Origin of the sequence: Sphaerotilus mobilis, from assembly GCF_004216565.1 — a bacterium.
In the GTDB taxonomy this organism is placed as follows: Bacteria; Pseudomonadota; Gammaproteobacteria; order Burkholderiales; family Burkholderiaceae_C; genus Sphaerotilus; species Sphaerotilus mobilis.
The window spans coordinates 1,129,316-1,143,846 of record NZ_SGWV01000007.1; the positions used below are offsets into that span (position 1 = coordinate 1,129,316).

The window sequence follows — 14,531 nt, forward strand, 5'->3', positions numbered from 1 at the left end:
ACCAAGACAGGGAGAAAGGCCGCCATGAGCCTGCACCAGGAAATCCACTTCGAGACCGACATCTGCGCCCACCTCGCCGCGCACGGCTGGCTCTACGAGGACGGCGCCGCCAGCGGCTTCGACACCGCACGTGGCCTCTACATGCCCGACCTGCTGGCCTGGATCGAGGCCACGCAAGCGGAGGCTTGGCACAAGCTGCAGAAGAGCCACGGCACTGCGGCGCCCACCGTGCTGGCCGATCGTCTGCGCAAGGTGCTCAACGAGCGCGGCACGCTGGAGGTGCTGCGCCGTGGCCTGGAACTGTTGGGCCTGAAGGAGCCGCTGGCGCTGGCGCAGTTCAAGCCCGCGCTGGGCCTGAACCCGGCCACGCAGGCGCGCTATGCCGCCAACCGGCTGCGCGTGCTGCGGCAGGTGCACCACTCGCCCCATCAGCCCAAGGATGCGCTCGACCTGGTGCTGTGCCTCAACGGTCTGCCGGTGGCAACGGTGGAACTCAAGAGCAACTTCACGCAGAGCGTGCACGATGCGGTCGACCAGTACCGCTACGACCGCTTGCCCCACCCGAAGACCGCCAAGGGCGGCATGCCGGAACCCGTGCTGGCTTTCCCCGGCGGCGCGCTGGTGCACTTCGCCGTCAGCCAGAGCGAGGTGATGATGGCCACGCGGCTGTCGGGATCGGCCACGCGATTCCTGCCCTTCAACCGGGGCAACGAAGGCGCGGCAGGCAATGCGCCCAATCCGGAGGGCTACGCCACCGCCTACCTGTGGGAAGAGGTGTGGGCGCGCGACAGCTGGCTGGAGATCCTGCACCGATACCTGGTCGGCAAGCGCGACGACAAGAAGCAGCTGCAGGCGGTGATCTTCCCGCGCTACCACCAGCTCGACGCGACGCGTCGGCTGGTGGCCGACGTGCTAGCCAACGCGAATCGGGGAGAAGGTGGCCAGCGCTACCTGATCCAACACTCGGCCGGCTCCGGCAAGACCAACTCGATCGCCTGGACCGCCCACTTCCTGGCCGACCTGCACGATGCGCAGCACCAGAAGGTGTTCGACAGTGTGCTGGTCGTGAGCGACCGCAACGTGCTGGATGCGCAGCTTCAAGAGGCGCTGTTCGACTTCGCGCGCACCACCGGCGTGGTGGCCAGCATCACCAACGAAGCGGGCAGCAAGAGTGCCCAGCTTTCGCAGGCGCTGAAGGATGGCAAGAAGATCATCGTCTGCACCATCCAGACCTTTCCCTTCGCCTTGCAGGCGGTGCAGGAACTGGCCGCCACCGAGGGCAAGCGCTTCGTCGTCATCGCCGACGAGGCGCACAGCTCGCAGACCGGTGAAGCGGCGGCCAAGCTCAAGCAACTGCTGTCGGCCGAAGAATGGGCCGCTGTCTCCAAGGATCTGCAGGACGGCGGCGAGTTGGACACCGAGGCCCTGCTGGCTGCGCAGATGGCCGCGAAGTCCAGCGAGCAAGGGCTGACCTACATCGCCTTCACGGCCACGCCCAAGGCCAAGACGCTGGAGCTGTTCGGACGGCCGGGCACGGATGGGCTGCCTCAACCCTTCCACGTCTACTCGATGCGGCAGGCCATCGAGGAGGGCTTCATCCTCGACGTGCTGAAGAACTACACCAGCTACAAGCTGGCCTTCAAGCTCGCGCACAACGGGCAGGAGGTCGATGACGCCCAGGTCGAGCGCAGCGCCGCGATGAAGGGGATCATGCAGTGGGTTCGACTGCACCCCTACAACATCGCGCAGAAGGTGCAGGTCGTCGTCGAGCACTACCGCGAGAACGTGCAGCCCCTGCTGGAGGGTCGCGCCAAGGCCATGGTGGTGGTGGCCAGCCGCAAGGAGGCGGTGCGCTGGCAGAAGGCGGTGCGGGCCTACATCGCGCAGCGTGGCTATGAACTGGGCGTGTTGACCGCCTTCTCCGGCGAAGTGGATGACGCGGAGAGCTACCCGGCACCGGTCAGCGAAGCCAGCGCGGACGTGAACCCCAAGCTCAAGGGCCGCGACATCCGCGAGGCATTCGCGCAGTCCGAGAACCACCTGCTGCTGGTGGCCAACAAGTTCCAGACCGGCTTCGACCAGCCGCTGCTGTGTGGCATGTACGTCGACAAGATGCTGGGTGGCATCCAGGCGGTGCAGACCCTGTCGCGCCTGAACCGCGCGCACCCCGGCAAGGACACGACCTACATCCTCGACTTCGTCAACGACCCGGCCCAGGTGCTGGCGGCCTTCCAGACCTACTACCAGACCGCCGAACTGGAAGCCACGACCGATCCGCACCTGGTCTACGACCTGCGGGCCAAGCTGGATGCGGCCGGCCACTACGACGAGTTCGAGGTGGACCGGGTTGCCAAGGTCGACCTCGATCCGAACGGCACGCAGAAACAGCTCGACGCGGCAATAGCCCCCGTGGCCGACCGCCTGCTCAAGCGCTACAAGGCCGCACAGGCCGAGAAGCTGCACGCCGAGGGCATCGGTGACGACCCGGCTGCGAAGGCCGCCAAGGACGTGCTGGACGCGCTGTTGCTCTTCAAGGGCGACATGGGCGCCTACGTGCGCCTGTACGCCTTCCTGAGCCAGATCTTCGACTACGGCAACACGGCCATCGAGAAGCGTTTCCTGTTCTTCAAGCGGCTGATCCCCCTGCTCGATTTCGGCCGTGAGCGCGACACGGTCGACCTGAGCAAAGTGGTGCTGACCCACCACAACCTGAAGAACCGAGGCAACCAGCCCTTGGGCTTGACGCCGAACGGCACCTACCCACTCACACCCATGGACGGGGCGGGCACGGGTGGCGTGCAGGAGAAGCAGAAGGACTACCTGGTCGAGATCATTGAGAAGGTGAACGGCTTGTTCGAAGGCGAGCTGTCCGACACGGACCAGCTCGTCTACGTGAACGGCGCGCTGAAAGGCAAGCTGCTGGAAAACGAGTTGTTGGTGCAGCAGGCCGCCAGCAACAGCAAGGAGCAGTTCGCCAACTCGCCTGACCTGAAGCAGGCCCTGCTCGACGCCATCATGGACGCCTTCGATGCCCACCAGAAGATGAGCACGCAGGCGCTGGGATCCGAACGCGTGCAGGACGGCCTGCGCGACATCTTGCTGGGGCCCGCGCAGCTCTACGAAGGCCTGCGCGCGAAGCACTCAGGCGCTGAGCCCAGGGCGTGAATGCGGAGGTCTCTGACCACACTGTCCGAATGGCGCCAACTGGTGCAGCAAGTGACCTGCACCACATCGAGCGCATCGATCAACACGAGGCCAGGTCGACGATGCCGTCCTCCTCCCACCGATCAAGCAGCAAGGACGCCAGACCCGCCGGCTCACCGACGCTCCGTCGGCGGCCTTGGAAACGAGCGTTCAGTCAAGCTCAAACGCTTTTCCCTGGTCGTCAGGACACTTGGGGGTTCTCGATACGCGCGCCCTCCGCCGGCCCGACCAGCCCCAACCCCACCACCGCCGCCCTCACCGCCGGCCCCACCGCCGTCCCCGCCAGCGGCCCGACCGCGTCCACCAGCGAACGTCCGTCGATGGCATGGGGCACGCGCCAGAGGTAGCTCATGCGTGCGAGTTCGCGCATGACCGGGCGGAACAGGCCGATCAGGCGGATGACGCCCCACGGCAGGCCGGCGATGCGCCAGCCGCTGGCGGGCCGATGGCCCAGGTCGGCGGCGGCTTGTTGCAGGTGGGCGAGCAGTTCATGGCCGGTCAGCGTGTGGCCTTCGAACATCAAGGTCTCGAAGACCGGCGCCGCGCCGTGCCGGCAGCGTTCGGCGACGGCCACGAAGGCACGCGCCAGGTCGGGCAGGTAGGCCCAGGCATGCGGCAGGTCCAGCGGGCCGGGGTAGACCAGCTTGCCGCGGGCGATGTCCTTGGCCATGGCCTGGTCCAGCCAGCTGCCCACGCCATGGCCGTAAAAGTCGCCGGCCCGGATCACGGTGGCCTTCATGCGGCCACGGCTGGTGCGTTCGCGCAGCTCGGCCTCCATCGCGCAGCGTTGGCGGCCCTTGGGGGTGCCGCCGGGCTGCGGGGTGTCGACATCCAGGCGTGCCGGCATGTCAGGGCCGAAGTTGTAGACGTTGCCCGGCAGCAGCAGCGTCGCGCCGAGCGCCTCGGCCACGTCCATGCCCTGTCGGGCGAGTGGCAGCAGCTCCTGGTCCCAGCGGTCGTAGGGCGGGTTGACGGCGTAGACCACCACCTGCGCGCCAACAGCCTGCGCGGCCAGCGCCGCCGTGTCGTGCAGCGGCGTGGACACCTGATCGACGCCTTCTGGCAAGGACGTGGCCTTGCGCTGCTGGGCCAGCACCCGCCAGCCAGCGGCGGCAAAGGCGATGACGGCGGCGCTGCCCAGGCGGCCGGCGGCGCCGAGGATGAGGACGGTGGGTGCGGTCATGGGCGGCTCCTGTGCGGTTCGGGTGTCCCGGCGAGAGACCGGGGATGACGTCAGTCTCGACCCCGCTGACCCATCCGGCAATTGCCGAGGTCGGCAAGTCAGCCATACATTCCTGCATGACTTCGACGACCTCTACCCCTTCCGGCGACTTCGACTGGGCGCTCGTGAAGAGCTTCGTGGCCGTGTTGGACGCCGGCAGCCTGATGGGTGCGGCCCGACGCCTGCAGGCGCAGCAGCCGACCTTGTCGCGCCACCTGGCCCAGCTGGAGGCGCAACTGGGCGTGCCGTTGTTCGAGCGCACGGGCCGCGGCGTCGTACCGACCGCCGCCGGGCTGGCGATCGCCGATGCCGCGCGACAGATGCAGGACGGCGCCGACACGCTCGGCCGCACGCTGCAGCGCAGCCGCGAGGCCACGTCCGGCACGGTGCGCATCACCACCAGCGACGTGGCGGCCACCTGGCTGCTGCCGCCGGTGCTGGCGGCGCTGCGACAGGCCGAGCCGGGCATCCAGGTCGAACTGGTCGCCAGCAACACGCTGACCAATCTGCTGCGCCGCGAGGCCGACATCGCGGTGCGCATGTTGCGCCCGACCCAGGGTTCGCTGATCGCACGCAAGCTCGGCGAGGTCGGCATCTGCGCCGCTGCCCACGCGAGCTACCTGCAGCGCGCCGGCACGCCGCGCCGGCCTGAGGACCTGGCCGAGCACACCCTGATCGGCTATGACAGCGACACGACCATCGAGCAGGGTTTCGCCAGACTGGGCCTGCCACTGCCTCGCAGCCGGTTCGCGCTGCGCACCGACAACCAGATCGTCTACAGCCAACTGGTGGCGGCCGGCGCCGGCATCGGCTTCATCGCCGCCTACACCCTGCCGAACCTGGGCGGCGTCCAGCCGCTGCTGCCGATGCTGAAGATCCCGCCGCTCCCTTGCTGGCTGGCGGTGCACCGAGAGATCCGCGGCAACCCGGTCGTGCGGCGGGTCTACGACTTCCTGGCGCAGCGGCTGCCGCCCGCGTTGACGGGTTGACGGGTTGACGGAGGCTCCGGGATAGCCTCGTCCCCAGCCGCCCTCCCCCCTCCTACGATGCCGCCATGCCCCGCCTTGCCGTTCTGCTCCTGGCCGCTCTGACCCCGCTGGCCAATGCCCAGCCTGCCAGCTTCACGGTCCCCAGCTGCGTCTCCGGCTCGCCCGGCCTGACGCTGCCGGTCACGACCGAGCAGGCCATGCTCGACCCCGGGGACCGGCAGCGTTTCCAGCAGGCGGCCGAGGCGCGTTACCCGCTCTACCAGCGGGGCGGCCATGTGCCGGCCGAGGTGCTGCTGCTGCGGCGAGGGGGCCGCTGGGTCTATGTGACGCTGTGGCGGCAAGGGCACCGGGGCACCTGTTTCGCGGCCCTGTTTGCTGCCGAGCGCTTCGATGTCACGCCCGCCTGGCTGGAGAAGTACCGGCCGGCGGCGATGGGGCGGGACGACTGATCGGGGCGCCACATCCGAGCGTCCGATCCGCGCGTCCGATCCGCGCGTCCGACCCCCATGTCCTCGCGCCGATCAAGACTTCGTGCACACCCGGATGCGGGGGATGGCATCCCGCCGACGTGCCGGCCCGGCATCATGGCGCGATGACCCTCGACCCCCGCGCCCCGCCCACGCGCGCCTACGCCGGTGGCCCGACGCTGCCCGGTGAGCCGGTGCAGATCTGGATCCGATCCAACCACCCGAGCGACCGCAGCGGCGACGTCGTCGTGACCGTGCGTCCCGGTGAATCACACGCCGGTCTGAGCTACGAGCAGGTGGCCGAATCGCTGCAGGCGCACGGCTGGGTCGACCTGCCGCGCGAGGCACCGGCAACGCCGCCGGCGCCGGCCCTGGCGGCGGTGCGCGCGGCCTATGTCGCCCGCTTCCCGGGCGTGAAGGTGCCACGGCCTTTCGCCGTCACCGACGAGGAACTCGCCGCCGCACTGGCGGCCGCCATCGCCGCCGGCACGCCGGTGGCCGAAGACCATGATTGGTGGGCGTGGGTGCCGACCGATCCGGGCCGCACCGCTCAGGCCTGATCTGCCCCGACCGGCCCCGACCGGCGCTGACTCGCCCTGACCCCGCCTGAGCGCCCGCGCCCCGCCTCGGTGTAGACCCGGGGCTGCGCGCACCCCGCTTCCTGCGCATGCTGGCATCGACGCGGACCCTTCGGTCCCGAGGGATGCCATGAACACGGACCACGAACTGGCCGACTGGCGCGCGCTGGCGCTGCGCCTGGAACACGAGGTTGCCCAGGTGGTGATCGGCCAGGCGCCGACGCTGCGGCTGATCAATGTGGCGATCTTTGCGCGCGGCCATGTGCTGCTCGAAGGCGACGTGGGCGTGGGCAAGACCACCGTGCTGCGTGCCTTTGCGCGCGGCATCGGCGGCGACTTCGAGCGGGTCGAGGGCACCGTCGACCTGATGCCCGGCGACTTGATCTATCACACCCATGTCGATGCCGACGGCAAGCCACGCATCGACCCCGGCCCGCTGCTGCGCCACGGCGAGCGGCTGACGACCTTCTTCTTCAACGAGATCAACCGGGCCCGGCCGCAGGTGCAGTCGCTGCTGCTGCGGGCGATGGCCGAACGCACCGTGTCGGCCTTCGGGCGCGAACACCGCTTCCCGCACATGACGGTGTTCGCCGACCGCAACCGGATCGAGAAGGAAGAGACCTTCGAGCTGGCCTCGGCCGCCCGTGATCGCTTCATGTTCGAGCTGGGCATGAGCAAGCCGGTCGACCGCGAGGTGCGCCGCGCGCTGGTCTTCGACACCGCCTTCCACGACGCCGACCGGCTGATCGAGCGGGTCACGCCCGGCCTGCTGCCCTGGGAGCGGCTCAACGAGATCGGCGCGCGGATCCAGCACGGCGTGCGCAGCAGCCAGACCCTGGAGCGCTACGTGCTGGACCTGTGGGAGGCCAGCGAGGACCCGCAGCGTTTTGGCGTGCGCCTGAGTGGCATCGACATGGACCGCCTGGTGCTGGCCGGCGCCAGCCCGCGCGGCATGAGCGCCCTGCTGCGCGCCGCCCGCGTGGTCGCCTGGCTGGACGGCCGCAGCCACCTGCGGCCCGATGACGTGCAGGCGGTGCTGCCGACGGTGCTGGGGCACCGGATCTTCTTCACGCCGGTCCATGAGCTGCGCCGCGCCGAACTGGCGCCGGCCCTGGTGCGGGCCATCATGGATCAGGTGGCCGCACCTTGAGGACGGACGCGATGACGTCGCCCGCCGCCGAGTTCCACTACCGCCTGCCCGGCAGCGTCGGTGGCCTGCGACCCGGCGCCCATGCCGGTCGCAGCCTGGGCACCGGCTTGGCCTTCGCGGCGCATCGCCGCCTGTTCGACCACCCGGACCCGCGCCGGCTCGATCTGCGGGCCAGCCTGCGCGACCCCGGCGGCGAGTGGCTGGTACGCATCCAGCGCCAGCGTGCGGCGGTGGTCGTGCAGGCGGTGGTGGACGTGTCGGCGTCGATGCGCTTCGGCTCGGCGCGGCCCAAGCTGCACGTCGTCGCCGACCTCATCGAGGCCCTTGGTCACAGCGCCTTCCGCAGTGGTGATGCGCTCGGCCTGCTGGCCTGCGACGACGCGCCGCGCGACGACCTGCAGGTGAGCCCGCGCCACAGCCGGGGCGCCGGCCTGGCCATGGCCGATGCGCTGCGGCGCGTCGCCGCCGAGCCGGCCGCGGCAGATGCCCACGCCAGCGAGCGCGGCGCCCGGGCGCTGGCCACGCAACTCGGCCGGCTGGCCGGGCGCGAGGGGCTGGTCTTCGTGGTGTCGGATTTCCACGGCCCGCTCGATCACCTGGGCCCGGCGCTGGCACGTCTGGCACCCGCCTGCGTGGTGCCGCTGGTGGTCTGGGACCCGGCCGAGGTCGAGCCGCCCGAGGCCCGCGCGCTGCTGGCCGTCAGCGATGCCGAGACCGGCGAGCGCCGCACGCTGTGGCTGCGCGATCGCCTGCGCCAGCAGTGGCGCGACGCCGTGGCCGAACGCCGCGCGACGCTGAAGGCGCTGTTCGCCGCCCACGGCCTGGCGCCCTTCCACCTGCAAGGCTTTTTTGACCCCGAGGCACTGACGCGGCACTTCCTGGAGGCGGTCGCATGAGGGCCCGCGCCGCGCGACGCGCCGCTGCGGCCGGGCTGGTCATGACCATGGCCCTGGCCCTGGCCCCGACCACCTTCACGGCCGCTGCCGAGCCGCGGATCGAACAACCGCGCAGCTTCGGCCACGTCATCGGCGACGTGCTGAGCCAGCGCGTGCTGCTGGAGGTCGACGGCCGCGAGCTGACGCCCACCGCGCTGCCCGCCGCCGACCGGGTCGGGCTGTGGCTGGAACGGCGCACGCCGCGGCTCGAACGCGATGCACAGGGCCGGCGCTGGCTGGTGATCGAGCACCAGGTCATCAATGCCCCGACGGCCTTGACCGAGACCCGCCTGCCGGCCCTGCAGCTGACGACGGTGGGCGGCGCGGTGCTGGCGCTGCCGGCCTGGCCGATCCGGATCGGGCCGATCACGCCGGCCGAGTCGGGCGGTGCCGACGAGGCCGCCGCGCTGCGACCGGACCGGCTCATGTCGGCCGGCGACGCTGCGCCGCTGGAACACCAGCAGCGCCTGTCGATCGCCCTGCTGGCCGGCGTGCTGCTGGCCTGGGCCGGCTGGTGGGCGGGCCGCAACGCGATCGAGGCCCGCCGCCTGCCCTTCGCCTCGGCCTGGCGACAGATGCGCCGGCTCGATGAGGCCGATCCGCAGGCCTGGCGCGCACTGCACCACGCGATCAACGCCAGTGCCGGGCAGGTCGTGCAAGGCTCGACGCTGGCCACGCTGCTGGCCGACCGGCCGGCGCTGCGGCCCTTGTTGCCCTTGCAAGGTGATCTGGACGCGTTTTTCCAGGCCTCTGACGCGCGTTTCTTCGCCGATGTCGACGGCGACGCCTCGACGGCGCCGGCCTTCCCGCTGAAACGGCTGGCCCGCGCCCTGCGCACGGCCGAACGGCGCGGGGCGCGATGAACGTGGACCTCGCCGTGGACCTGGTCACGGGCATCGACCTGGCGCAGCCGCTCTGGCTGCTGCTCTTGCCGCTGGCGGTCCTGCCCCTGCTGCGTCGGCGCCGCGACACCCTGACCCTCGCCACCATCGCCTGGCTGCCACACGACCGCGTCGGCCGGTTCGCCGGGCTGCTGTGGCGGGCCTTTGCGGTGCTGGCGATCGCCGGCATCGTCGTCGGCCTGGCCGGACCGGGCCGCAGCGGCGCGCAGCAGCTGCGCACCGGGCGCGGCGCGGAGATCCTGATCCTGATGGACCGCAGTTCCAGCATGGACGCCAACACGCTGCAGAAGGACGTCAAGTCCGGCGGCCAATTCAACGCCAGCCGGCCGACCAAGATCGCGGTGGTGCGCGAGCTGCTGAGCGAGTTCGTCGCCAAGCGGCCTGATGACCGCTTCGCGCTGATGACCTTCAGCACCCAGGCCATGCTGGTCGCCCCCTTCAGCGATTCCCACGCCACGGTGCAGGCCGGCCTGCAGGCCACCGCGATCGGCCGCGGCCTGCCCGACACGCTGATGGGCCGGGCGCTGCAGGCGGCGATCGGGCAGTTTGCCGACCGGCCGTATTCGGGCAGCCGCATCGTCCTGATCGTCTCTGACGGCGGTGCCCGGCTGGACGAGGGCCAGCGCCAGCGCATCGCCGCCGGCCTGGCGCGCCACCGCATCGGCCTGTACTGGGTCTACATCCGCAGCAGCCCCAACTCGCCCGACCTGAGCCGCGACGTCGCCGGCACGCTCGATTCGGACGAGGAACAGGCCCTGCACGACTTCTTCCGCAGCCTGGCCACGCCCTACCGGCTCTACCAGACCGACGACGCCGAGGCGATGGCGCAGGCCATGGCCGAGATCGACCGGCAACAGAACCTGCCGCTGTCGACGCTCGAACGCCTGCCCCGCCGTGACCTCAGCCCGGCCTGCTACCTGGCCGCCCTGCTCGCCTGTCTGGGCCTGCTGGCCTGCCGCGCGCTGCAGCTCGAACGCTGGCCGGACCCGGGCCGAAGCGGAGTCCCCCGATGAAACGCCGCACCCTGCACCTGCTGTTCGCGCTCGCCGCGCTGGTGGCCACCTTGTTGCTGGTCGTGCAGACGTGGCGGCTGCGCCAGCACCAGGCGCTGGACGCGGCGATCAGCCGCGCGGCGCAGTCCTCCAAGGACGCAGCCGCCCTCGACTCCACGCTGCGCGATGCCCCGCGCGAGGTCCGCCTGGCCCGCGCCACCGCGCTGGCCCGGGCCGGCGAACACGAGGCCGCGACGCGGCTCTACAGCGGCCTGATCGAACCCGGTCAGGTCGATGCGGTCGGGCGCGCCGCGCTGTTCGACCTGGGCAATCTCCACCTGCGGCAAGCCCTCGCGTCCGCCACCCCGGCCAACGCGACCGAGCCAGCCACCAGCCCGCTGGTCGAGCTGGCCAAGCAGCGCTACCGCGACCTGCTGCGGCTGGCGCCGGACGACTGGGATGCGCGCCACAACCTCGAACGTGCGCTGCGGCTCTCGCCCGAGCAGGAGGAAGCCGTCGCCGAGCCCGACAACGAGCCGGTCGAACGCCGCAACGTGCAACTGCGCGGCATGAAGGCGGGCGACCTGCCATGAGCCGGCTGGCTGACCTGGCGACGATGCTGCGCCCGCAACGGGCCTTCGTCGCCGCGACCTTGCTGCTCGCCGCTGCGGTCTGGCTGCCACCGCTGACGCTGCAGCGGCCGACCTGGCGCTACCTCGTCACCTTCGACGTCACCCAGAGCATGGACGTGCCCGACCAGTTGCTGGACGGTGTGCCGGTCTCGCGCCTGGCGATGTCGCGCGCGGCGGCCCGACTGGCGTTGGCGCGCCTGCCCTGCGGCTCACAACTGGGTTGGTCGGTCTTTGCCGACTACCGGGTGATGCTGCTGATGGCGCCGGTGGAGGTCTGCGCCAACCACGAGGGCCTGCTGGCCGCGCTGGAGGCGATCGACGGCCGCATGCGCTGGGCCAACGCCAGCAAGGTCGGCAAGGGCGCCAGCTGGGTGGTGCGCACGGCCCGCGCGATCGACCCGCAGACCCGCGCCGTCTTCCTGACCGACGGCCACGAGTCACCGCCGCTGCGCAGCGCCAGCGAGACGCCGCCGGTGCAGGACCTGACGCCCGGCGAGATCGGCGGCTGGCTGATCGGCGTTGGCGGCGACCTGCCGCAACGCATCCCGCGCCACGACGACGACGGCCGCGACCTCGGCTTCTGGGCCGCCGAGGACGTCGTCCAGCGCTTCGGCCCGGACACGCCGGGCACGGCGCATGAACACCTCTCGGAACTGCGCGAGCCCCACCTGCGCGCGCTCGGCGATCTGCTGGGCTTGGGCTACCGCCGGCTGTCCCACCCATCCGACCTGGCCGACGCCATGCTCGATCCGGCCCTGGTCACCCGCGCCCCGGTCCCGACCGACCTGCGCTGGCTGCCGGCGCTGCTGGGGCTGGCGGTGCTGGTGGGGCGCTTCGTGCCGGAGGGATGGCGGCGCCGCACCCGGGCCTGACACCGCGCGGTCGAGCAGGCCTGCCTACACTCGCCGGCCCGTCGCACGAACCGGCCGCGTCGCCGCCAGACCTCCATGCAAGCCCTGCTCGACACCCTCGCCACGATGGCCCTGCCCACCGATGCCACGCGGGTGTTCCACGGCCGGGGTGGCCGGCACCCGGGTTGTGAACACTGGACCCTGGACGCCTACCCGCCGGTCTTGGTGCTGACCAGCTTCCAGCCGGTCGACGAGACCGAGCTTGCCGTCATCGGCGAGGCGCTGGCGCGGCGCTGGGTCCAGATCGCGCCGGACGGTGCCGGGCTGAACTGGGTCTTCCAGCAGCGCCAGCCGGGCGGCCGCGTCGAGACCCGGCTGATGGCTGGCGCGGTGCCCGAGCCGCATGTCGTGCACGAGGACGGCGCGGCCTATCAGGTGCATGTGCTCAAGGGCCAGAACCACGGCCTCTTCCTGGACATGGCCGGCGGCCGGCGCTGGGTCCGCGCGCATGTCGCGCAGTGGCCGGGCATGAAGGTGCTGAACCTGTTCGCCTACACCTGCGCCTTCTCGGTCGTGGCGATGCAGGCTGGCGCGCGGGCGGTCGTCAACCTGGACATGGCCGACGGCGCACTGGCGATCGGGCGGCGCAACCACGCGCTCAACGGCCTGCCGGCCAGCGCGGCGGCCGGGGTCAGCTTCCTGGCCCATGACCTGTTCAGTTCCTGGGGCAAGGTCGGCCGGGCCGGGCCCTATGACCTGGTGATCGTCGACCCGCCGAGCTTCCAGAAGGGCAGCTTCGTCGCCACCAAGGACTACGCCCGCCTGATGCGCCGCCTGCCGGATCTGCTGGCGCCCGAGGGCCATGTGCTGCTGTGCCTGAACGCGCCTGAGCTGGGCCTGGCCTTCCTGCGTGACGCGATGGCCGAGCTGGCGCCGACGCTGCGTTTCGTCGAACGGGTGGCGAACCCCGACACCTTCGAGGACGTGTCGACGGAACGCGCGCTCAAGGTGCTGGTCTATGCAGCACCGTAGTTCAGCCCCCTGCCCCGTCCACCCCACCCGGAGCCCCCGATGAACCGATCGATCGCCCAGCGCCTGCGCGATGCCGCCGAGGCCTTGTCCACCGAACGTGTGAGCGTGGCCACGCTGGCCGATGCCCATGGTCCGGCGCTGCACGGCAGTCTGCTGCTGCTGATGGCGGTGCCCAGCCTGCTGCCGGTGCCCGGTGCCGGCACCGTCATGGGCCTGGGCATCGCCGCGCTGGCGCTGGCCATGCTGCAGGGCCGCGACGATGCGCCGCTGCCGCGCCGGGTCGCCGAGCTGGAGATGTCGCGCCGCTGGGCCTGCCGCGTGCTGGGCCTGATGGCCACGCTCTACGGCTGGGCCGAATGCTGTTCGCGGGAGCGCCTCGGCCACCTCGCCCCGGCCCGGCCCGCCGCCTGGCTGGCGCTCGTGCTGGGCGTGATGGCCGTGATCCTGGTGCTGCCCATCCCCTTCGGCAACATCCTGCCGGCGATCGCGGTGGCGATCATTGGCCTGGGACTGGTCTTCCGCGACGGCCTGGTCGTCATCGCCGGCACGGTGATGGCGGCGCTGACGCTGGTGCTCACCTCGGCCGCGCTGGTCGCCCTTGCCCTGCAGCTGCAGGGCTGGGCCGGCGAGTGGCTGGCCTGAAGCGCCTTTCCTGTTCTTGTTCCTGTTCTTGTTCCTGTTCTAGTTCCTGTTCCTGTTCTAGTTCCTGTTCCTGTTCTTGTTGCTTGCCAACCCCGACCACTCACCATGACCTTGCACGAGCACCCCATCACCCGCCGCTGGCCGGCGCAGCACCCGCAGCGGCTGCAGCTGTATTCGCTGCCCACGCCCAATGGCGTCAAGGTGTCGATCGCGCTGGAGGAAACCGGCCTGGACTACGAGCCCCACCTGGTCCGCTTCGACACCAACGACCAGCTGACGCCGGAGTTCCTGGCGCTCAACCCGAACAACAAGATCCCCGCGATCCTCGACCCGAACGGTCCGGGCGGCCATCCGCTGGCGCTGTTCGAGTCCGGCGCCATCCTGGTCTACCTGGCCGACAAGACCGGCCAGCTGATGCCCGCCGATCCGGCCCGGCGCTACGAGACGCTGCAGTGGCTGATGTTCCAGATGGGCGGCATCGGGCCGATGTTTGGTCAGCTCGGCTTCTTCCACAAGTTCGCCGGCAAGGACATCGAGGACAAGCGCCCGCGTGAGCGCTACGTGGCCGAATCGCGCCGCCTGCTGGGCGTGTTGGACCAGCGCCTGCGCGGCCGCGACTGGGTCATGGGCGACGACTACACGGTGGCCGACATCGCCATCCTCCCGTGGGTCAACAACCTGGTCGGCTTCTACGGCGCGGGCGATCTGGTCGGCTGGCCGGACTTCCCCGATGTGCAGCGCGTGCTGGCCGCCTTCCTGGCCCGCCCGGCGGTGCAGCGCGGGCTGAACATCCCGGCCCGACCCGCCGCCTGAAGGCGGCAGCCCGGCAACAAGATGAATTATGTTGCCTGATTGATGGTCTGATGCATTAAAGTTCCGGTCGTCCGGACGGCGCCCGCCCGCTGCGCGCCGTCCTTTCCTGTCCCTTCAAGGAA

The 14,531-nt window shown here is 70.8% G+C and carries 14 protein-coding genes; 13 read left to right on the top strand and 1 reads right to left on the bottom strand.

Features of this window, described 5'->3' with window-relative positions:
- Nucleotides 1-24 precede the first annotated feature (24 nt).
- Nucleotides 25-3,165: a type I restriction endonuclease subunit R gene (locus tag EV685_RS05260; RefSeq protein WP_130480871.1), complete on the top strand. Its 3,141-nt coding sequence runs from the start codon at nt 25-27 to the stop codon at nt 3,163-3,165.
- Nucleotides 3,166-3,385: 220 nt separating this feature from the next.
- Here EV685_RS05260 and EV685_RS20755 read toward each other — a convergent pair whose 3' ends face one another.
- Entirely contained in the window at nt 3,386-4,387 is a 1,002-nt protein-coding gene (locus EV685_RS20755; protein ID WP_130480872.1) for an NAD-dependent epimerase/dehydratase family protein, read from the bottom strand.
- Nucleotides 4,388-4,503: 116 nt separating this feature from the next.
- Between EV685_RS20755 and EV685_RS05270 the strand changes: the two genes are divergently transcribed.
- The 12 genes from EV685_RS05270 to EV685_RS05325 all read left to right on the top strand — a co-directional run bounded on the left by EV685_RS05270 (nt 4,504) and on the right by EV685_RS05325 (nt 14,409).
- Complete coding sequence (locus EV685_RS05270) at nt 4,504-5,415, top strand: LysR family transcriptional regulator (protein WP_130480873.1); 912 nt, start codon at nt 4,504-4,506, stop codon at nt 5,413-5,415.
- A gap of 65 nt (nt 5,416-5,480) precedes the next feature.
- On the top strand, nt 5,481-5,864 hold the full coding sequence (locus EV685_RS05275) for a hypothetical protein (RefSeq protein ID WP_130480874.1): 384 nt from the start codon (nt 5,481-5,483) through the stop codon (nt 5,862-5,864).
- A 143-nt stretch (nt 5,865-6,007) separates the two neighbouring features.
- The gene (locus EV685_RS05280) at nt 6,008-6,442 is read left to right on the top strand and encodes a hypothetical protein (RefSeq protein WP_130480875.1); all 435 of its coding nucleotides are present in this window, start codon (nt 6,008-6,010) and stop codon (nt 6,440-6,442) included.
- Between the two features lie 148 nt (nt 6,443-6,590).
- Nucleotides 6,591-7,610: an AAA family ATPase gene (locus EV685_RS05285; protein ID WP_130480876.1), complete on the top strand. Its 1,020-nt coding sequence runs from the start codon at nt 6,591-6,593 to the stop codon at nt 7,608-7,610.
- A gap of 11 nt (nt 7,611-7,621) precedes the next feature.
- A complete protein-coding gene (locus EV685_RS05290; protein WP_130480877.1) occupies nt 7,622-8,506 on the top strand; it encodes a DUF58 domain-containing protein in 885 nt (294 codons plus the stop codon).
- Nucleotides 8,503-9,408, top strand: coding sequence for a calcium incorporation protein MxaA (locus EV685_RS05295; protein ID WP_207224760.1), 906 nt, complete (start codon nt 8,503-8,505; stop codon nt 9,406-9,408). Before EV685_RS05290 ends, EV685_RS05295 begins: the two co-directional genes overlap by 4 nt.
- Complete coding sequence (locus EV685_RS05300) at nt 9,405-10,460, top strand: vWA domain-containing protein (RefSeq protein ID WP_130480878.1); 1,056 nt, start codon at nt 9,405-9,407, stop codon at nt 10,458-10,460. The genes EV685_RS05295 and EV685_RS05300 overlap by 4 nt, the downstream gene beginning before the upstream one ends.
- A complete protein-coding gene (locus EV685_RS05305; RefSeq protein ID WP_130480879.1) occupies nt 10,457-11,032 on the top strand; it encodes an MxaK protein in 576 nt (191 codons plus the stop codon). Before EV685_RS05300 ends, EV685_RS05305 begins: the two co-directional genes overlap by 4 nt.
- Nucleotides 11,029-11,943 (top strand): MxaL protein, encoded by a 915-nt coding sequence (locus tag EV685_RS05310; RefSeq protein ID WP_130480880.1) that lies wholly within the window; start codon nt 11,029-11,031, stop codon nt 11,941-11,943. The genes EV685_RS05305 and EV685_RS05310 overlap by 4 nt, the downstream gene beginning before the upstream one ends.
- A 75-nt stretch (nt 11,944-12,018) precedes the next feature.
- Nucleotides 12,019-12,954, top strand: coding sequence for a class I SAM-dependent methyltransferase (locus tag EV685_RS05315; protein ID WP_130480881.1), 936 nt, complete (start codon nt 12,019-12,021; stop codon nt 12,952-12,954).
- Nucleotides 12,955-12,993: 39 nt separating this feature from the next.
- Nucleotides 12,994-13,596: an exopolysaccharide biosynthesis protein gene (locus tag EV685_RS05320; protein ID WP_130480882.1), complete on the top strand. Its 603-nt coding sequence runs from the start codon at nt 12,994-12,996 to the stop codon at nt 13,594-13,596.
- A 105-nt stretch (nt 13,597-13,701) separates the two neighbouring features.
- A complete protein-coding gene (locus tag EV685_RS05325; RefSeq protein ID WP_130480883.1) occupies nt 13,702-14,409 on the top strand; it encodes a glutathione S-transferase N-terminal domain-containing protein in 708 nt (235 codons plus the stop codon).
- Nucleotides 14,410-14,531: the final 122 nt, after the last annotated feature.

Coding starts and splice junctions, on each gene's coding strand:
- EV685_RS05260 (WP_130480871.1), top strand. CDS start 25: ATGAGCCTGCACCAGGAAATCCACTTCGAGACCGACATCTGCGCCCAC.
- EV685_RS20755 (WP_130480872.1), bottom strand. CDS start 4,387: ATGACCGCACCCACCGTCCTCATCCTCGGCGCCGCCGGCCGCCTGGGC.
- EV685_RS05270 (WP_130480873.1), top strand. CDS start 4,504: ATGACTTCGACGACCTCTACCCCTTCCGGCGACTTCGACTGGGCGCTC.
- EV685_RS05275 (WP_130480874.1), top strand. CDS start 5,481: ATGCCCCGCCTTGCCGTTCTGCTCCTGGCCGCTCTGACCCCGCTGGCC.
- EV685_RS05280 (WP_130480875.1), top strand. CDS start 6,008: ATGACCCTCGACCCCCGCGCCCCGCCCACGCGCGCCTACGCCGGTGGC.
- EV685_RS05285 (WP_130480876.1), top strand. CDS start 6,591: ATGAACACGGACCACGAACTGGCCGACTGGCGCGCGCTGGCGCTGCGC.
- EV685_RS05290 (WP_130480877.1), top strand. CDS start 7,622: ATGACGTCGCCCGCCGCCGAGTTCCACTACCGCCTGCCCGGCAGCGTC.
- EV685_RS05295 (WP_207224760.1), top strand. CDS start 8,503: ATGAGGGCCCGCGCCGCGCGACGCGCCGCTGCGGCCGGGCTGGTCATG.
- EV685_RS05300 (WP_130480878.1), top strand. CDS start 9,405: ATGAACGTGGACCTCGCCGTGGACCTGGTCACGGGCATCGACCTGGCG.
- EV685_RS05305 (WP_130480879.1), top strand. CDS start 10,457: ATGAAACGCCGCACCCTGCACCTGCTGTTCGCGCTCGCCGCGCTGGTG.
- EV685_RS05310 (WP_130480880.1), top strand. CDS start 11,029: ATGAGCCGGCTGGCTGACCTGGCGACGATGCTGCGCCCGCAACGGGCC.
- EV685_RS05315 (WP_130480881.1), top strand. CDS start 12,019: ATGCAAGCCCTGCTCGACACCCTCGCCACGATGGCCCTGCCCACCGAT.
- EV685_RS05320 (WP_130480882.1), top strand. CDS start 12,994: ATGAACCGATCGATCGCCCAGCGCCTGCGCGATGCCGCCGAGGCCTTG.
- EV685_RS05325 (WP_130480883.1), top strand. CDS start 13,702: ATGACCTTGCACGAGCACCCCATCACCCGCCGCTGGCCGGCGCAGCAC.